This window comes from Promicromonospora vindobonensis (assembly GCF_042685865.1).
GTDB lineage: Bacteria > Actinomycetota > Actinomycetes > Actinomycetales > Cellulomonadaceae > Promicromonospora > Promicromonospora vindobonensis.
The window spans coordinates 2,371,164-2,387,805 of sequence record NZ_JBHUOG010000001.1; the positions used below are offsets into that span (position 1 = coordinate 2,371,164).

Annotated in this window: 14 protein-coding genes; 6 read left to right on the plus strand and 8 right to left on the minus strand. The window is 67.3% G+C overall.

Features of this window, described 5'->3' with window-relative positions:
* Positions 1-58: 58 nt before the first annotated feature.
* The 7 genes from ACFS27_RS10720 to rpmH form a co-directional block, all read right to left on the minus strand.
* Entirely contained in the window at positions 59-1,834 is a 1,776-nt protein-coding gene (locus tag ACFS27_RS10720; RefSeq protein ID WP_377182724.1) for a ParA family protein, read from the minus strand.
* 1,234 nt (positions 1,835-3,068) lie between these two features.
* A complete protein-coding gene (gene rsmG / locus ACFS27_RS10725; protein ID WP_377182726.1) occupies positions 3,069-3,758 on the minus strand; it encodes a 16S rRNA (guanine(527)-N(7))-methyltransferase RsmG in 690 nt (229 codons plus the stop codon).
* A 97-nt stretch (positions 3,759-3,855) separates the two neighbouring features.
* Entirely contained in the window at positions 3,856-4,410 is a 555-nt protein-coding gene (locus ACFS27_RS10730) for a Jag family protein (protein WP_377182728.1), read from the minus strand.
* 12 nt (positions 4,411-4,422) lie between these two features.
* Positions 4,423-5,577 (minus strand): membrane protein insertase YidC, encoded by a 1,155-nt coding sequence (yidC, locus tag ACFS27_RS10735; RefSeq protein WP_377182730.1) that lies wholly within the window; start codon positions 5,575-5,577, stop codon positions 4,423-4,425.
* A gap of 83 nt (positions 5,578-5,660) precedes the next feature.
* Positions 5,661-5,969: a membrane protein insertion efficiency factor YidD gene (gene yidD / locus ACFS27_RS10740; RefSeq protein ID WP_377182732.1), complete on the minus strand. Its 309-nt coding sequence runs from the start codon at positions 5,967-5,969 to the stop codon at positions 5,661-5,663.
* Complete coding sequence (gene rnpA / locus ACFS27_RS10745; RefSeq protein WP_377182734.1) at positions 5,966-6,343, minus strand: ribonuclease P protein component; 378 nt, start codon at positions 6,341-6,343, stop codon at positions 5,966-5,968. Before rnpA ends, yidD begins: the two co-directional genes overlap by 4 nt.
* Positions 6,344-6,346: 3 nt before the next feature.
* Positions 6,347-6,484 carry a 50S ribosomal protein L34 gene (gene rpmH, locus ACFS27_RS10750; RefSeq protein WP_108493057.1) on the minus strand — a complete coding sequence of 46 codons (138 nt, stop codon included), beginning with the start codon at positions 6,482-6,484 and terminating at the stop codon, positions 6,347-6,349.
* Positions 6,485-6,915: 431 nt separating this feature from the next.
* Here rpmH and dnaA point away from each other — a divergent pair, with 431 nt between their 5' ends.
* The 5 genes from dnaA (at position 6,916) to ACFS27_RS10775 (ending at position 12,949) form a co-directional block, all read left to right on the plus strand.
* Entirely contained in the window at positions 6,916-8,352 is a 1,437-nt protein-coding gene (gene dnaA / locus ACFS27_RS10755) for a chromosomal replication initiator protein DnaA (RefSeq protein WP_377182736.1), read from the plus strand.
* A 638-nt stretch (positions 8,353-8,990) separates the two neighbouring features.
* Positions 8,991-10,121, plus strand: a complete 1,131-nt coding sequence (gene dnaN, locus ACFS27_RS10760) for a DNA polymerase III subunit beta (RefSeq protein ID WP_357465315.1) — start codon at positions 8,991-8,993, stop codon at positions 10,119-10,121.
* A gap of 131 nt (positions 10,122-10,252) precedes the next feature.
* Positions 10,253-11,149, plus strand: coding sequence for a phosphogluconate dehydrogenase (NAD(+)-dependent, decarboxylating) (gene gnd, locus ACFS27_RS10765; protein ID WP_377182739.1), 897 nt, complete (start codon positions 10,253-10,255; stop codon positions 11,147-11,149).
* A gap of 26 nt (positions 11,150-11,175) precedes the next feature.
* Positions 11,176-12,414, plus strand: a complete 1,239-nt coding sequence (gene recF / locus ACFS27_RS10770; protein WP_377182741.1) for a DNA replication/repair protein RecF — start codon at positions 11,176-11,178, stop codon at positions 12,412-12,414.
* Between the two features lie 40 nt (positions 12,415-12,454).
* Positions 12,455-12,949, plus strand: a complete 495-nt coding sequence (locus ACFS27_RS10775; RefSeq protein ID WP_377182743.1) for a DUF721 domain-containing protein — start codon at positions 12,455-12,457, stop codon at positions 12,947-12,949.
* Positions 12,950-13,095: 146 nt separating this feature from the next.
* Here the strand turns inward: ACFS27_RS10775 and ACFS27_RS10780 are convergent, their stop codons facing one another.
* Positions 13,096-13,773, minus strand: a complete 678-nt coding sequence (locus tag ACFS27_RS10780; protein WP_377182745.1) for a hypothetical protein — start codon at positions 13,771-13,773, stop codon at positions 13,096-13,098.
* A 567-nt stretch (positions 13,774-14,340) separates the two neighbouring features.
* Here ACFS27_RS10780 and gyrB point away from each other — a divergent pair.
* The gene (gene gyrB, locus ACFS27_RS10785) at positions 14,341-16,422 is read left to right on the plus strand and encodes a DNA topoisomerase (ATP-hydrolyzing) subunit B (RefSeq protein ID WP_377182747.1); all 2,082 of its coding nucleotides are present in this window, start codon (positions 14,341-14,343) and stop codon (positions 16,420-16,422) included.
* Positions 16,423-16,642: the final 220 nt, after the last annotated feature.

Sequence of the window (16,642 nt, forward strand, 5' to 3'; positions counted from 1 at the left end):
ACGGGCTTCGTCTCCATCGTCACGGTGCCCGGCCGGCCCCGTCCGTCACTGCGGACCATCAGTCCTGCGCCCCGACCGGCTCGGCCTGTATCGCACGCCGAGGGCTCGATCCGCCCTGACCGCGTTCGGCCAGTTCACGGGATGCCTGAAGGTACGCCAGCGCACCAGTGGATGTCGCGTCGTAGGTCATCACCGTCTGGCCATAGCTCGGGGCTTCGGAGATCCGCACCGAGCGCGGGATCGTCGTCTTGAACGTCTCCGCCGGGAAGTGCGACCGGACCTCCCCCGCGACCTGCTGCGCGAGGTTGGTGCGGCCGTCGTACATGGTCAGCAGGATCGACGAGACACGCAGCTCCGGATTGAGATGAGACCGGATGAGGTCGATCGTCTTCAGCAGCTGGCTCAGCCCTTCGAGCGCGTAGTACTCGCACTGGATGGGGATGAAGACCTCACGGCCCGCCACGAACGCGTTGACCGTAAGGAGGCCGAGACTCGGCGGGCAGTCGATGAGCACGTAGTCGATGCGCTCTTCACCGGCCGCTATGCGGTCGGCGAGGTACTTGTCGATCGCCTTCCGGAGTCTCGTTTCACGTGAAACAAGCGAGACGAGCTCGATCTCGGAGCCGGACAGGTCGATGGTCGCCGGCACGCCCCACAGGTTCGGGACGTCAGGGCACTGCTGGACCGTGCTCGCCAGGGACTCGCCCTCCACGAGCACCTCGTAAACCGATGGCGTGCCTGCGCGGTGCTCGATCCCCAGCGCTGTGGAGGCGTTTCCCTGGGGATCGTTGTCGATCACCAGCACGTTCAGACCGGACTGAGCCAGTCCGGCAGCCACGTTCACAGTGGTCGTCGTCTTACCGACGCCGCCCTTCTGGTTCGCGACCGTGATGATGCGCGTCTTCGGTGGGCGCGGGAACCGGCGCCCCTGGAGTTCAATGCGTCGACGAGCGTCCATTGCGAGCTCGGCGGCGACAGGAGTCGTGTCGTCAACGGCCGGGACGGTTGCGATGAGGGCTGACCGACGCTCGTCATCGCCACCGTGCGGGCCGCCTGTGGGCTGCTGCGTGCCATTGGGCATCTGCACGGGCCCAGACGTTTCACGTGAAACACCGGGAGCGGAGAGGCTCTGCACAGGAATCGGATCCGTCACGCGGACACTGTAATCGCTGGCCGTCGCTTCTGGCTCGGACTCCGGCCCAGTTTCTCCGTCGAAATGTGTGAGTTCCGCGTCGACGAGGACCACATCCTCGTCCTCCGTCACCCAAGAGGCCGATCCGATCACCGCGGGCGCCGCGTTGACTGCCGCATCGAGTGCCTCACTCGCTCGCCGGATCGCATCAGCCGGAACCGGCCGGTCAGACGGCAGCTCCTCCATCTCGTCGGGGTCGCCCTGCTCGAGCCGTTGGTCCAACACACGCTCGGCGGAGTCCTCCGGCAACTCCGCCGCTCCTGCTGCCGGTGCGGCCAGCCCCGTCACGGTGGTGCTCGGTTCACCAGCTCCCGAGGTCGACATCGTGACCGACTCGATCAGTTGGCTCAACGCGGCCACATTCTTCCCCTCGACCGCAGGACGGTCCTGACCCCACACCTGATCCCGGGGACCGTCGTCCACGATCTCCGGCAGCGGCAGTGCCATGTCCTCGGACGAGGGAACCTGCGCCTCCGGCTCGGTCGGCCCAGGCTCCCGGCCGAGAGGAGCTGCCGGATCCGGCTCACTCCTGTTGCCGTCCCCGGCGCTGGACCCGGCTTCCACCGTCTCGCGTGGGCTGGTGTCGGCGGTGCTGGTGGGACCGGTGAGGACGGCGCCGGCCTCGGGTGTGCCGCCATCCACGACGCCGGTGGCAGAAGCGCCTGCCGTGAGAGTCGCCGCTCCGGGAGCTCCTACGGGCCCGGACCCAGCGTCAGGTCGAACTGCTTCCGGCCGTCCCGACTCTGTCCCGGACTCAGTCCCGGCCTCGGTCCCGGCCTCAGGATCGCTGGTCCCAGTCTCGACCTCGGGCGCGACCTCGGGCTCGGTCTTGGAACCGACCTCGGACTCGGGTTCAAAATCGAGGCCGGCTTCGAGCTCGGACTCCGCCCCGACGGCCTGACCGGCCTCGTCAGCAGGTTCGTCAGCGGCTCCGTCGACCGGGGAGTCGACCGCAACGCCGCCCGCTCGACCCGTCCGGTCGACCGTTTCGGTAGCACGGTCCGACCGTCGGGCGTCGCTCGATGTCTCCTCCGGTCCGGACCCGGAACCATCCGCGCTCGACGCACCAGGCCCAGCCGCGGCGCCCGGCTCCGACTGATCCGTGAGCACGGCGACAGCCGACGACCCCTCTGACGCACCCGCCGTCACTTCGTCTACCTCTGTCGCGGACTCCCTCTTCGTGGAGGCCGATTCCAAAGCGGACGGGTCGGACGCCTGGGCGGCGGCGCGCGCCGCAACAGACTTGGCTGCCGCTACTCGCTTGGACTTTCGTCTGAAGAAGCACACGCGTGTAACGCTAAGGTCGCCGACCTGCTCAAGCGTGTCGAAACGCCGACTCCCGAGTGATCAGATCCTCTGCTCGACACTATTCGAGCCAGACGACCCGAGATTGGCGCCGCGGGGACGCCCCGACGCCGTGAATGACCGCTTTCGCCTTGGAGCAGAGATCAGGTCTTCGCCACTCGGGTTTCACGTGAAACGTCACTCGCCCAGTTCGTTTGGGCGGCTCCCCGGACGCCACCGACGATGGTCGTACACGAGCTCCACCACCTGGACCTGTTTCACGTGAAACACCCCCCAGTGCCGTACCGGCCAAGCCCTCGATCGAGGCGTCGCTCTCCCGCCTGTGGCGCCGGCCAACCAGTCGACCCGCAGGCATTCGCGCCCGGTTGGCGCTTCTTGAGACTCGACCCCACGCGAAGAGTGCTCGGGTGTGAACCGCGACTCCCACCCACCCTCCGGATCACTCGCACTCCCCCGGCATCCGCGCCTGGCGGTAGACCGCCACGGCGGTCGAGCAGCACCACAAACGGGAGCGGCCACCCACCAGGGTGACCGCTCCTGTTCCACGTGAAACATCGTCCTTGGACGAGATCTACTTGGCGCGCCGCACCCGCACGATCGTTGTCGCCTCGACGCCCTCGACAGTGACACCGTCCAAGACGTCCGGGGTCCCCGAGCCGTACTTCTGCAGAACCTTGCGTGCCGGCTCGATCTCCTCGGCAACGCTCCGTCCCTTGAGGATCACCATCTCGCCGCCCACCCGGACGAGCGGCATGCTCAACCGGACCAGCTTCGACAGCGCGGCCACGGCTCGGGACGTCACGGCATCTACCTCGAAGGCACCGTGGAACTCCTCCGCGCGCCCTCGCTTCACCTGGACGTTCGTCAGCCCCAGCTCTGCCACGACCTCCGTGAGCCAGGTCGTACGTCGCTCCATCGGCTCGACGAGGATCACCTCCAGCTCCGGCCGCATCGCCGCGACCACCACGCCAGGCAGTCCAGCGCCAGATCCGATATCAGCCACCGATCCAGATGCCGGGAGGTATGGCACCACTGCAGCAGAGTTCAGGATGTGCCGCTCCCAGATGCGCGACACCTCGCGGGGACCGATCAGCCCACGCAGCTCGCCCTGGTCACGAAGCATTTCCGCGTAGCGGGCCACGCCGTCGTACGCATCGCCCAGGTAGGCCTTGACGGCGTCGCTCGCACCGAGCGTCTCGCCGTCCGACACCTCAGCGCTCGCGCCGGGCTCCCCCTGCGCCGCCACGTCCGAACCTTCCACGTCCCGTCCTCCAGTCGCTGTCGAAAAGTAGCCAAACACACCGAGGGCCGGCGCACGTCCTCGGGACGCACACCGGCCCTCGGCCGAAGCCAATGAGTCAGTCGGTGACTGCCGCAGGGCTCCCCGCCGGCTGCACCACGACATACCGCTCGGGCTCGACGCCACGCGAGTCGCTGACCAGGCCGGCCGCAGCGACGGCGTCGTGCACGACCTTGCGCTCAAAAGCGTTCAGCGGGTCGAGCTCGACCTCCTCGCCGGAGCTGCGCACCTGCTCGACCGCAACCTCTGCGATGCGTGTCAGCTCGACCCGGCGCGCGGCACGGTACCCACCGATGTCGAGCATCAGGCGGCTGCGCTCACCCGTGCGGGTCTGCACGGCGAGGCGCGTGAGCTCCTGCATCGCGTCGAGCACCTCGCCCTCGCCACCGATGAGGTGGGCGAGCGACGTGGGGTCGTCCGCTACCACCTCGACCGCGGCACGGTCGTGCTTGATGTCCAGATCGATGTCGCCGTCGAGGTCGGCGATGTCGAGGAACTCCTCGAGATAGTCGGCTGCGATCTCGCCCTCTTCTTCGAGGCGCTTGGTCCGATCTTCCGGATCCACGACCGGCGCCACGGGATCCGGCGCGGCCGTACCTGTGCTCGCGTTCATCGCGTCTTCCTCCTACTTCTTCTGCTTGCGCTTGCCCGACGACGACGGGCTGGCCCCGGGCGTCGTACCGGACGGCTTCGGCTTCGAACCGGGCTGCTTGCTCGGTGTCGTACCGGACGGCTTCGGCTTGGACGCGGCAGGCTTGCCGGACGTCGTGTCGGGCGCGTCCTGAGGAGCCGACTGCGCGATGGCGGGCCGGGTGGGCTCCGGACGGGCCGCCCCCTTCTGCCGGTCCTTGCGCTTCGGCTGCGTGCGCTGACCGGTCTTCGGCTGCTCGACCACAGGCGTCTCGTCCTCGATGACCTCACCGTTCTTGGCGGCACGCTTGGCTGCCTTCGCAGCCTGCCGCTCCTTCATCTGCTTCTCAGCGATGGAGCCGGGAGTGGGCATGCGCTTGATCGTGTAGTACTGCTGGCCCATGGACCAGAGGTTGGTGACGGTCCAGTAGATCAGCACACCGACCGGGAAGTTCACGCCGGAGATCGCGAAAACCAGCGGCAGCATGTACAGCATCATCTTCTGCGTCTGCGCCATCGGGCCCTCGAGGGCCGACGGCGGCATGTTCTTCATGGTCAGCTGACGCTGCGTGGTGAAGGTCGTGACGCTCATCGCCACGATGAGCACGATGACGACGGTGCGCGAGACCCACGAGTCCGTCTGGAGGAAGACGTCGCTCAGCTGCGCCCCGAAGAGCGTCGAGGACTCGATGTCACCGGCAACGGACTGGGTGATCGGGCCGATCGGCTCAGCGTCACCGGTCGAGATGCTCTCCAGGCCGTTCAGCACGCGGAACAACGCGAAGAAGATCGGCGACTGCAACAGGATCGGCATGCAGGAGGCGAACGGGTTCGTCCCGTGCTTCCGGTAGAGCTCCATGGTCTCGCGGGTCATGTTCTCGCGAGACGCCGGGTCCGTCTTGCCCTTGTACTTCTTCTGCACGGCCTGCAGCTCGGGCTGGATCATCTGCATCCCGCGCGAGGCCTTGATCTGCTTGAAGAAGAGCGGGATGAGCACGATGCGGATGACGATCACCAGGGCGACGATCGACAGTACCCAGGCTGTGCCGGGGCCGGTCGACATCCCGAGCGTCGTGAAGAGCCAGTGCGACCCGTAGATGATCCAGGCGACGACCCATTCGATCGGCCAGAGGAATGCGAAGAAGTCCATCGGTCAAGAAGCTCCAGAGTTGGTGACGCGAAGTCTGCGGGGGAGGTGCGGGTGTCGTGTACGGCACCACGAGCCGGAGCTGGTCAGCCCTCGGTGTGGGTGTGTGCGCCGCGCGCGGGCGGCACATCGTCGACACCGCCGAGACTCCACGGGTTGCACCGCAGCAAGCGCCACAGCGCGAGCCCCAGCCCGCGCAGAGCACCATGACGCCGGAACGCGATCAGGGCGTACTGCGAGCAGGACGGGTAGTACTTACAGCTGGGAGGGCTCATCGGGCTGATGAACGCCTGATAGAAGCGGACCATCCCCACGAGGAGGGTTACCGGGAGCCGGCCGATCAGCGAGGGCTCGCGCGGTGGTGCCTCACCCTCGGGTGCGGGGATGGTCGTCATCTCTTCCCATCTCCGGTTGCCCGTGCGACAGCGCGGCGCAGGCACGAGTCGAGGTCCCGTTCGAGATCCGCGAACGTGGCCGACGATGACGGCGGAAGCGCGCGCACGACGGCCCGCGCAGCACTCGGCAGCGCCGAGAGTTGCTCGGCCGCAGCGGCGCGTAGCCGACGCTTCACGAGATTGCGCTGCACGGAGTTACCCACAGCCTTGGAAACGACAAAACCGACCTGTGGAGTTCCCAATCCTGGGTCCGAGACATTTTCGTCCGGAACCAGGAGGTGAACCACCACGGTCGATCGACCTGCACGCGTGCCGCGGCGCACCGTCCGCTCAAAATCGACGGAACGGCGCAGTCGGTGCGCCGCGGGCAGCATGGCTCAGGCTGAGAGCTCGGCGCGACCCTTGCGCCGGCGGTCTGCCAGGATGGCGCGGCCGGCGCGGGTGCGCATGCGCAGCCGGAAGCCGTGGGTCTTCGCACGACGGCGGGTGTTCGGCTGGAAGGTCCGCTTGCTCACGAGGTACTCCAAGAACGTCGGGGTAGGCACACCGTCTGTCCTCGACGATGCAGTGAATGTTGGCCGATCAGTACAGCGATCTGCCGAGCCGACCCGGGGCCTGGTCCACATGGTCGTGACCGACGTCGAGAGACGCGGCTCGGATCCGTATGTGGGCGCGCAGAAGTACCTGGAACGGCTGTATGACGTTACGCCGTGCACACCCTCCGGGTCAAACCGGAACGGCGGGATCATGCGTGTCAGGCGCGCCACATCAGGCGCCGCACGGGACCTCCCGAGGGGCCCGCTGACCGGCCCGTGTACCACTTGTTCAGCGGTGATCCGCGCCATCCACAACCTGTGGACAACTGTGTGGACGGTGCCCCATCATGGCAGACTCCAAGGCACCCCCAGCAGTCGCATCACCCCGCGCACAAGACGAAGGAAAGCCAGTGGCCAACCCGGACGAGAACATCGGCGACGTCTGGGCACAGACCCTGACGGCGCTCGAGGCCCGGCCCGATATGAGCCCCCGGCAGCTCGCCTTCATCCGCCTCGCCAAGCCGATGGCGGTCCTGGACGACATGGTGTTCATCGCCGTCCCTCACGAGCAGACCCGCACCTACCTGGAGACGGCGGTGCGCGACGACCTGGTCTCGGCCATGTCGTCGGTCCTCGGCAGGGATGTTCGGTTCGGCATCACCGTGGACCCCGAGCTGAGCAGCCGGACGCTCGCAGGTCCGTCGCAGATCTCCGGGCCTGCCGCGCTCTCCCTCGAGCACGAGCCCCCGGAGCCCGAGCAGGCGCAGATGCCGATCGCGCCGCAGCCGGCCCCGAAGCCGTCGGCAGAGCCCACCCGGCTGAACCCGAAGTACATCTTCGAGACGTTCGTCATCGGCTCGTCCAACCGGTTCGCGCACGCGGCTGCCGTCGCCGTGGCCGAGGCCCCTGCCAAGGCGTACAACCCGCTCTTCATCTACGGCGACTCGGGGCTGGGCAAGACCCACCTGCTCCACGCCATCGGGCACTACGTCCACAACCTGTACCCGCACATCCGGGTGCGGTACGTGAACTCCGAAGAGTTCACCAACGACTTCATCAACAGCATCGGCGAGGGCAAGGCCGGGGCGTTCCAGCGCCGCTACCGTGACGTCGACGTCCTCCTCATCGACGACATCCAGTTCCTGCAGGGCAAGGAACAGACGATGGAGGAGTTCTTCCACACGTTCAACGCGCTGCACAACGCCAACAAGCAGGTAGTGATCACGTCCGATGTCCCGCCGAAGCAGCTCAACGGCTTCGAGGACCGGCTGCGCTCCCGCTTCGAGTGGGGCCTCATCACCGATGTCCAGCCGCCCGACCTCGAGACCCGCATCGCGATCATGCGGAAGAAGGCGGCGAGCGAGCACCTCGACGTGCCGGCGGACGTGCTCTCCTACATCGGCTCGCGCATCTCGACGAACATCAGGGAGCTCGAAGGTGCTCTGATCCGCGTCACCGCGTTCGCGAACCTGAATCGCCAGCAGGTGGACCTCGCCCTCGCTGAGATAGTCCTCAAGGACCTCATCACGGACGACGACGACACCACCGAGATCACACCGGCCGTCGTCATCGCACAGACCGCCGCCTACTTCGGCCTGACCATCGACGACCTGTGCGGCTCGTCACGGTCCCGTGTGCTGGTGACCGCCCGGCAGATCGCCATGTATCTGTGCCGCGAGCTGACGGACCTGTCGCTGCCGAAGATCGGCCAGCAGTTCGGGGGGCGTGACCACACCACTGTCATGCACGCGAACAAGAAGATCGCGGGCCAGATGGCGGAGCGCCGCTCGACCTACAACCAGGTCACCGAGCTCACGAGCCGGATCAAGCAGCAGCAGCGCGGCTGAGCTCGGGACAACTTCCCACCGCCTCGAAATCGGACGGCCAAGCTCTTTCCACCCTTATCCCCACCCCTGTGCACAGCCCCACCGGTGCACGGGGGTGTTGCGTATACGCACCTCCACAGGTCTATCCACATGCAGAACCCCGGGTTCCAGCCGTTCTGCTTCGTCTGTCCCCAGCGCTGTGGACGAGAACTGTGCAGAACTCGACACTCCGCCCTGACCAGCCCCTTTCCCCCTGGGGACAAGGCTGTGGACGGGTGTGGATGAACCCCGATTTTCTGTGGGCGACGACCCCCAAATCGGTGGACAGCCTGTGTGCAAAAATCGGCCCTCCACAGGTGCCCCCAGTTCATGCACAGAAGCGCCCACAGCTCCTCCACAGGAGAAAATGGCCTCTGACCTGCGCGAAGACCGGATATCCCCAGTTTCCACAACACCGACTACTACTACGACATCTATATCTAAGAGGGAATCCACACGCCTTCATCAGGCTGGCCGAGCGCTGGACCGGCCTCTTCGAACATTAGTACTAATGCCCTGAGGAAGTCCATCCACAGCCGCCGCCTATCGAGTGCCACGCGGTCACCAACTCGCGTAGGGTTTCCCTCTGACAGTCCAGGAACAAGAGGAGATGCAACGGCATGAAGTTCAGGGTCGAGCGCGACGTCCTCGCCGATGCCGTGACATGGACCGCTCGCACGCTCCCCACGCGCCCACCGGCTCCCGTGCTTGCCGGTGTCCGGATCGAGGCAGACGCACAGGGCGTGATCAACCTCGCGAGCTTCGACTACGAGACATCCGCGCGGTCGGAGATCCCTGCAGAGGTCGCGGAGCCGGGAACCGTGCTGGTCTCCGGCCGCCTGCTCGCCGAGATCTCCCGGGCACTGCCCAACAAGCCCGTTGACGTTGCTCTCGAGGGCAACAAGGTGATCGTGACCTGTGGTGCCAGCCGGTTCACACTTCTCACCATGCCTGTGGACGAGTACCCGGCACTCCCGGGGCTCCCGGAGGTCAGCGGTACCGTCTCCGGCGACGCGTTCACTCACGCAGTCGCCCAGGTGACCGTCGCCGCCAGCCGCGACGACACGCTGCCCCTGCTGACAGGCGTCCGGGTGGAGATCGAGGGCGAGCGCATCACGCTCCTGTCCACGGACCGCTACCGTCTCGCGCTCCGCGAGCTCACGTGGACCCCGGCTACGCCCGGGTTCTCCGCCGTGGCACTCATCCGCGCACGCACGCTGAACGACGTCGCCAAGTCGCTCGGCTCGGGCGGCCTCGTGAACCTCGGGTTGTCCACAGGCCAGGGCCTCGACCTTGTGGGTTTCGAGGCGGGTGGCCGCCAGACCACTTCCCAGCTCGTCGAGGGTGACTACCCCGCCGTCCGCCGGTTGTTCCCGGACTCCACGCCGATCCACGCAGTGGTCGCCACCGCGCCCCTGATCGAGGCGGCGAAGCGGGTAAGCCTGGTCGCGGAGCGCAACACCCCGATCCGCCTGTCGTTCAGCGAGGGCCAGGTCGTGCTCGACGCCGGCCACGGCGACGACGCACAGGCGTCCGAGGCGCTGGAGGCAGTGCTCGTGGGCGAGGACATCGCCGTCGCGTTCAACCCGCAGTTCCTGCTGGACGGACTGGGCGCGCTGGGCACCGACTTCGTTCGCCTTTCGTTCACCCACCCCAACAAGCCGGTCGAGTTCACCGGCCAGGGGAGCCTGGACGGCGAGGACGACTCCGCCTACCGATACCTGCTGGTCCCGATCCGCTTCACCGGCTGACGGTCGGGGCCGTCCAGCGGACGCGCCCCGATATCCACAGCCCGACATCGTCAGTCTGGACAGCCAGCCTGCGTCTAGAACGGCCGCCACGAGCGAGCCCGTTGATTGATCGACCCGGAGGAAGCACGCACATGGTCACCCACATCGGCCTCGTCGGCCTGGGGAAGATGGGCAACAACATGCGGTCCCGCCTGCGCAACGGCGGTATCGAGGTCACCGGATTCGATCCGCGGCCGGAGGTGTCGGACGTCCCGACGCTCGCAGACCTGGCAGCTGCGCTCCCGCAGGACAAGCGGGTCGTCTGGGTCATGGTTCCCGCGGGCGAGGCCACGCGTGGCGTGCTCGACCAGCTCGCTGCGATCCTGACCGAGGGCGACATCGTCATCGAGGGCGGCAACTCGCACTACGTCGAGGACCAGGAGCGTGCCGCGGAGCTGGCTGAGAAGGGCATCGGCTACCTCGACGTCGGTGTGAGCGGCGGCGTCTGGGGCCTGGACAACGGGTACGGCCTGATGGTCGGCGGTGCTGAGGCTGACGTAGAGGCCGTCATGCCGGTCTTCGACGCTCTGCGCCCGGAGGGGCCCCGCGAGCAGGGCTTCGTGCACGCGGGCGGCGTGGGGGCGGGCCACTACGCCAAGATGGTCCACAACGGCATCGAGTACGGCCTCATGCAGGCCTATGCCGAGGGCTACGAGCTCCTGGCCGCGAAGTCGGACGTCATCACCGACGTGCACGGCACCATGAGGGCGTGGAGCCGCGGCACCGTCGTCCGGTCCTGGCTCCTGGATCTCATGGTCAAGGCGCTCGAGCAGGACCCGAAGCTTGCCCTCCTGGACGACTGGGTGGACGACTCCGGCGAGGGCCGGTGGACCGTCGACGAGGGGATCGACATGGCGGTTCCGCTCCCGGTCATCTCTGCGGCGCTGTTCGCCCGGTTCGCCTCCCGCCAGGAGCAGTCGCCGGCCATGAAGGCGGTGGCCGCGCTGCGTCAGCAGTTCGGCGGACACGCGGTGAAGTCGGCGGAGTAGCGCGCGGGACGTACGATCTTCTAGCGATGTACGTCTCCCACCTCTCCCTGCTGGACTTCCGGTCGTATGAGTCGGCCGACGTGGAGCTCGAGCCAGGGGTCAACGCCTTCGTAGGGCGCAACGGCCGGGGCAAGACCAACCTCGTCGAGGCGATCGGCTACGTCGCGACGCTCGGTTCGCACCGGGTCGCCACCGACGCGCCGCTCATTCGGGCGGGTGCCGACCGCGCCATCGTGCGCACGCGCGTCGTTCGAGGCGACCGCGCGAGCACCGTTGAGCTGGAGATCACGCAGGGCAAGGCGAACCGCGCTCGGATCAATCGTGGCCAGGCGGTGCGGGCGCGGGACGTGCTGGGATTGCTACGGACGGTGCTCTTCGCGCCCGAGGACCTTGCCCTCGTCAAGGGAGAGCCGGACGGACGACGCCGGTTCATGGACCAGCTGCTCGTCCTGATGATGCCCCGGGTGTCGGCCGTGCTGTCGGACTACGAGCGGGTACTGCGGCAGCGTTCGGCACTGCTCAAGTCGGCTCGGGCGTCGCGCCGTGCGAGCGGCTCGGCGCGAGCCGAGAGCGCGGCGGCCGCCGAGCTCGCGACACTCGATGTCTGGGATGCTCGGCTCGCCGAGCTCGGTGCGGAGATCCTGTCCCTGCGGGTCCAGCTCGTCAACGCGCTGCGTCCTGCCGTCGCGGCCGCGTACGAGCAGGTGAGCGACGCTGACGCGCACGCAGAGATCACCTATCGGTCGTCGCTGACGGCGCTCCCGACCGGCCATCCACCGGAGTTGTCCACAGGGTCTGGGGATAACTTTGCCGACGTGGGGCACCTGCGGGACCTGTTGTCGGAAGCCCTGGTCACGGCTCGGCCACAGGAGCTGGAACGCGGAGTCAGCCTCGTCGGTCCGCACCGTGACGACCTCGTGCTGACGCTTGGCGGCCTGCCGGCGAAGGGCTATGCAAGTCACGGTGAATCCTGGTCGTTCGCACTCGCGCTGCGGCTCGCGTCGTTCCGCCTACTGGGGGGAGATCCGCAGAATTCGGCGGATTCACCCGCCTTCTGGGACCCGGAACTGGGGACGGATGCCGATCCCGTACTGATCCTCGACGACGTGTTTGCCGAGCTTGACGTCCGACGCAGGCAACGGCTCGCCGACCTGGTGCTGCCGGCCCGCCAGGTACTCGTGACAGCTGCCGTTCCCGAGGACATCCCCACCACCTTGGACGGCGTACGGTTTCACGTGGAACCTGGGACGGTGACCCGTGACTGACGACTCTCCACAGGGGCCTGTGGATAACTCTGAGCCCCCTTTGACTCCCGCCTCCGAGGTGGCGCGTGCGGCCCTCAACCGGGCCAAGGCAGCGGCTCGTGCTCGTGGCCTGCGCCCCGGAGCGCCGTCGCGCCGCTCCCCGCTGGCCGAACCACGGTCGAGCGGAGCGGGACCTGGCGCGCGCGACCCACAGCTGCTCGGCGCGGTGGTGGGGCGGCTGCTTCGTGAGAAGGGCTGGACCGAGGACGTCTCCGTCGGCGGTGTCATGGGCCGCTGGCGCGAGGTCGTGGGCCCGGAGATCGCCGATCACTGCACACCGGAGACCTTCGAGGACAAGGTGCTCGTGGTGCGGGCTGACTCGACCGCCTGGGCGACGCAGCTGCGGCTGCTCGCTCCGACGCTGCGGCGACGCATGGCGGAGGAGATCGGGGAGGGTGTGGTCGAGGAAGTCACGGTGCTTGGACCGGCCGGCCCGGGTTTCCGGAGAGGGCCCCGGTCGGTACGAGGTCCAGGCCCGCGGGACACCTGGGGCTGAGCCGCTCCCCCACGTCGGCGTGCGACCTGTGGACGGACCGGGCAAGCAGGCGGCAACAGTCGGACACAGCAAGAAGGGCTCCCCGGCTGTGCCGGGGAGCCCTTCTCGGATCAGCCGCGCCGTAGCGTCAGCCGGGAGCTACTTGCTCACGCGTTCTGCATGCGCTTGCGGGCCCAGACGAGGGCGATGCCACCAGCGGCGAGCAGCGCGGCGAACGCGACAGCGCCGCCGACGGTCGCACCGGTAGCTGCGAGCACCTCGGGCTCGTCCTCGGCGACCGGGCTGGGGGACGCGCTCGGCTCGTCGTCGACGGGCGCGACCGGGGCCTCTTCCGTCGGCTCCGTGGGGGGCTCGGTCGGTGCGGGCGGCTCCACCGTGGGCTCCTCCGACGGCTCCTCTGTGACGGGAGGTTCGGTCGGCTCCGGGGAGGGCGCCGCATCGACACAAGCCTCGATGGTGCCGCCGAAGTCCTTGACACCCTGACCATCTGGCGAGTCGAAGGAGACGGACCAGCTGTGGTCGATCGTCGGGTCGAGCGTGTCGAACTTCTTGTCGTAGCTGTACTCGAACTGCGCCTCGTTGTTGCCGGACTTGAAGCCGATCTGGTCGAACGTGCCGGACTCGACCTGCTCACCGTCGATGACGACGATGACGCTGGCGTCGGCGGGGTACATCTTGGCCGCGGCCGAGACGTAGGAGAGGTTGGCCTCGGCGACGCATTGTCCATCGGCGCCGGGGATGTGGGCGGACGCGGGTGCCGCGCCGACGACAAGGCCGCCGAGCGTGAGAGCGGCGAGGGCGCCGCCCGCGAGGAGTTTCTTCACAGTGAAGTCCTTCGAGAGAGACTGGGCGCAAGTTGCGCATATGACCGGTCGGCGCCATTAGAGCAGAAAAGGACAAATCAGAGAAATATCACCTTCAGCCCGGAAAGGTGCTGACCTTCGACATGGTTCTGCATGACGATTCGGAGATGTTTCGTTGTGCTGGGACACCGCATGCCGAACGGGTGTGCGGTGGTCGCCCGGTGCTGCAGCACGGCGACCCGTCACCGAGGGTCCGAAGGCCCTCCGACCGAGGGCTCGGCGGCCGTCCACGAACCCCTCCAGGAGCCCAAAAATCACCCTGTGGAGAAAGGTTGTGGAGGAGTGGCCACAAACCGCCTCGGATCCCGGGTTTTCGCCGCTCAGAAGGTAGTATGAGGGGGTCAACCGCGCCGGGTTCCCAGGATCGTCCTGAGGGCCCGGAACGCTGAGCACCGACGAGCCGTCGGACCGTACGTCAGCACCCGAGCACGGCATGAACCCTGAGGGGTCCGAGCCGCTCGTGCAGCCAGCTGGTACGTCCGTCGTCGTGCACATCGTGTGCCTGAAAGACGAGGAGCAACCCCGCCCGTGACAGAGCGAATCGACGGCGGCTACGACGCCGGGAACATCACAGTCCTGGAAGGTCTCGAGGCCGTTCGTAAGCGACCGGGCATGTATATCGGATCGACCGGTGAGCGTGGGCTCCACCACCTTGTGTACGAGATTGTGGATAACGCTGTGGACGAGGCCCTGGCGGGCCACGCCACAGAGATCGACGTGCGGCTCATGGCCGACGGCGGCGTGCGCGTCACCGACGACGGTCGAGGCATTCCGGTAGCCATGCACCCCACCGAGGGCAAGCCGACGCTCGAGGTCGTCATGACGATCCTCCACGCCGGCGGAAAGTTCGGCGGTGGCGGCTACGCAGTGTCCGGTGGCCTGCACGGCGTCGGCATGTCCGTGGTGAACGCACTGAGCTACAAGTTCGTCTCGGAGGTACGTCGCGACGGTTACAACTGGCGCCAGGAGTACACCGAGGGCGGCAACCCCGTGACCGGTGTCGACCGGCTGGAGCCGCTCGGTGCCGATGAGCAGACCGGAACCACGCAGACGTTCTGGGCAGACGGGTCGATCTTCGAGACCACGGAGTACGACTTCGAGACGCTCCGCGCCCGGTTCCAGCAGTACGCGTTCCTCAACAAGGGCCTGAAGATCACGCTCACAGACGAGCGTGCCGGCCACTCCTCCCCGACCGACGAGGTCACGGGAGCAGAGCCAGAGGTGGCGGCGGACGAGGTCGTCGGGACCGCGAGCCTGCCGGACGCAGACGGACAACCGCTTGACCCGGACCAGGCCCCGGGGAGCTGGCGCACGGTCACGTACAAGTACGAGCACGGCCTCATGGACTACGTCCACCACCTCAACTCCGCGAAGCGGGTGGAGCTCATCCACCCCGACGTGATCTCGTTCGAGAGCGAGGACACGGAGCGCAAGATCGCCGTGGAGGTCGCCCTGCAGTGGACGAGCGCCTACAGCGAGTCGGTGCACACGTTCGCCAACACGATCTCCACCACGGAGGGCGGCACGCACGAGGAGGGGTTCCGCGCTGCGATGACCACGCTGGTCAACAGCTACGCGCGGGACAAGGGGATCATCAAGGAGAAGGACGACAACCTCACGGGTGACGACATCCGCGAGGGCCTCACCGCCGTCATCTCCGTCAAGCTCGGCGAGCCGCAGTTCGAGGGGCAGACCAAGACGAAGCTCGGAAACACGGAGGCCAAGACCTTCGTGCAGCGCGTGGTGCGTGAACAGCTCATCGACTGGTTCGACGCCCACCCGGGCGAGGCGCGCGATGTCATCCGCAAGGCGATCTCGGCCTCACAGGCCCGGATCGCGGCGCGCAAGGCGCGGGAGGCGACCCGCCGCAAGGGCGTCTTGAACGGCGGCGGCATGCCGGGCAAGCTCAGGGACTGCCAGTCGCGGTTCCCCGACGAGTGCGAGATCTACGTCGTCGAGGGCGACTCGGCCGGCGGTTCGGCGGTGCGTGGACGTAACCCGCACAACCAGGCGATCCTGCCGCTACGCGGGAAGATCCTGAACGTCGAGCGTGCCCGGCTCGACAAGGCCCTGTCCAACGCCGAGGTGCAGGCGCTGATCACCTCGTTCGGCACGGGCATCGGCGAGGACTTCGACATCACGAAGCTCAAGTACCACAAGATCGTGCTCATGGCCGATGCCGATGTCGACGGCCAGCACATCTGCACCCTGCTGCTCACCCTGCTGTTCCGGTACATGCGTCCGCTCATCGAGCACGGGCACGTGTACCTCGCGCAGCCGCCGCTGTACCGGATCAAGTGGAGCAACGCCCCGCACGACTACGTGTACTCGGACCGGGAGCGCGACGCATTCCTCGAGTCCGGCGCCGCGCAGGGCAAGCGGGTCCCCAAGGACAACGGCATCCAGCGCTACAAGGGCCTGGGTGAGATGGACTACTCCGAGCTCTGGGACACCACGATGGACCCGGACCACCGGACACTGCTGCAGGTGACCATGGACGACGCGGCCGCGGCCGATGAGATCTTCTCGATTCTCATGGGCGAGGACGTCGAGTCCCGCCGCACCTTCATCCAGCGCAACGCCAAGGACGTGCGGTTCCTTGATATCTGAGGAGCGAGCTTGCGAGCCCCGGAAGATATCAACGTGGGCCGAGTCATCTGAGGAGCGAGCTTGCGAGCCCCGGAAGAAATCAACGTGAGCCGAGTCATCTGAGGAGTGGGCTCGCGAGCCAGGAGCTCGCGAGCCCCGGAGCCCCCGCCCTGCTCGGGCGCGTGGCACCCGGCACGGACATGGCGGCCCAGGAGACGAAGTGACACGCCCACCGGCGTGG

What these genes read in the sequence shown, in the direction of transcription:
- dnaN (WP_357465315.1), top strand. Translation starts at nt 8,991, where the DNA reads ATGAAGTTCAGGGTCGAGCGCGACGTCCTCGCCGATGCCGTGACATGG.
- ACFS27_RS10730 (WP_377182728.1), bottom strand. Translation starts at nt 4,410, where the DNA reads ATGAACGCGAGCACAGGTACGGCCGCGCCGGATCCCGTGGCGCCGGTC.
- yidC (WP_377182730.1), bottom strand. Translation starts at nt 5,577, where the DNA reads ATGGACTTCTTCGCATTCCTCTGGCCGATCGAATGGGTCGTCGCCTGG.
- rnpA (WP_377182734.1), bottom strand. Translation starts at nt 6,343, where the DNA reads ATGCTGCCCGCGGCGCACCGACTGCGCCGTTCCGTCGATTTTGAGCGG.
- yidD (WP_377182732.1), bottom strand. Translation starts at nt 5,969, where the DNA reads ATGACGACCATCCCCGCACCCGAGGGTGAGGCACCACCGCGCGAGCCC.
- recF (WP_377182741.1), top strand. Translation starts at nt 11,176, where the DNA reads ATGTACGTCTCCCACCTCTCCCTGCTGGACTTCCGGTCGTATGAGTCG.
- gnd (WP_377182739.1), top strand. Translation starts at nt 10,253, where the DNA reads ATGGTCACCCACATCGGCCTCGTCGGCCTGGGGAAGATGGGCAACAAC.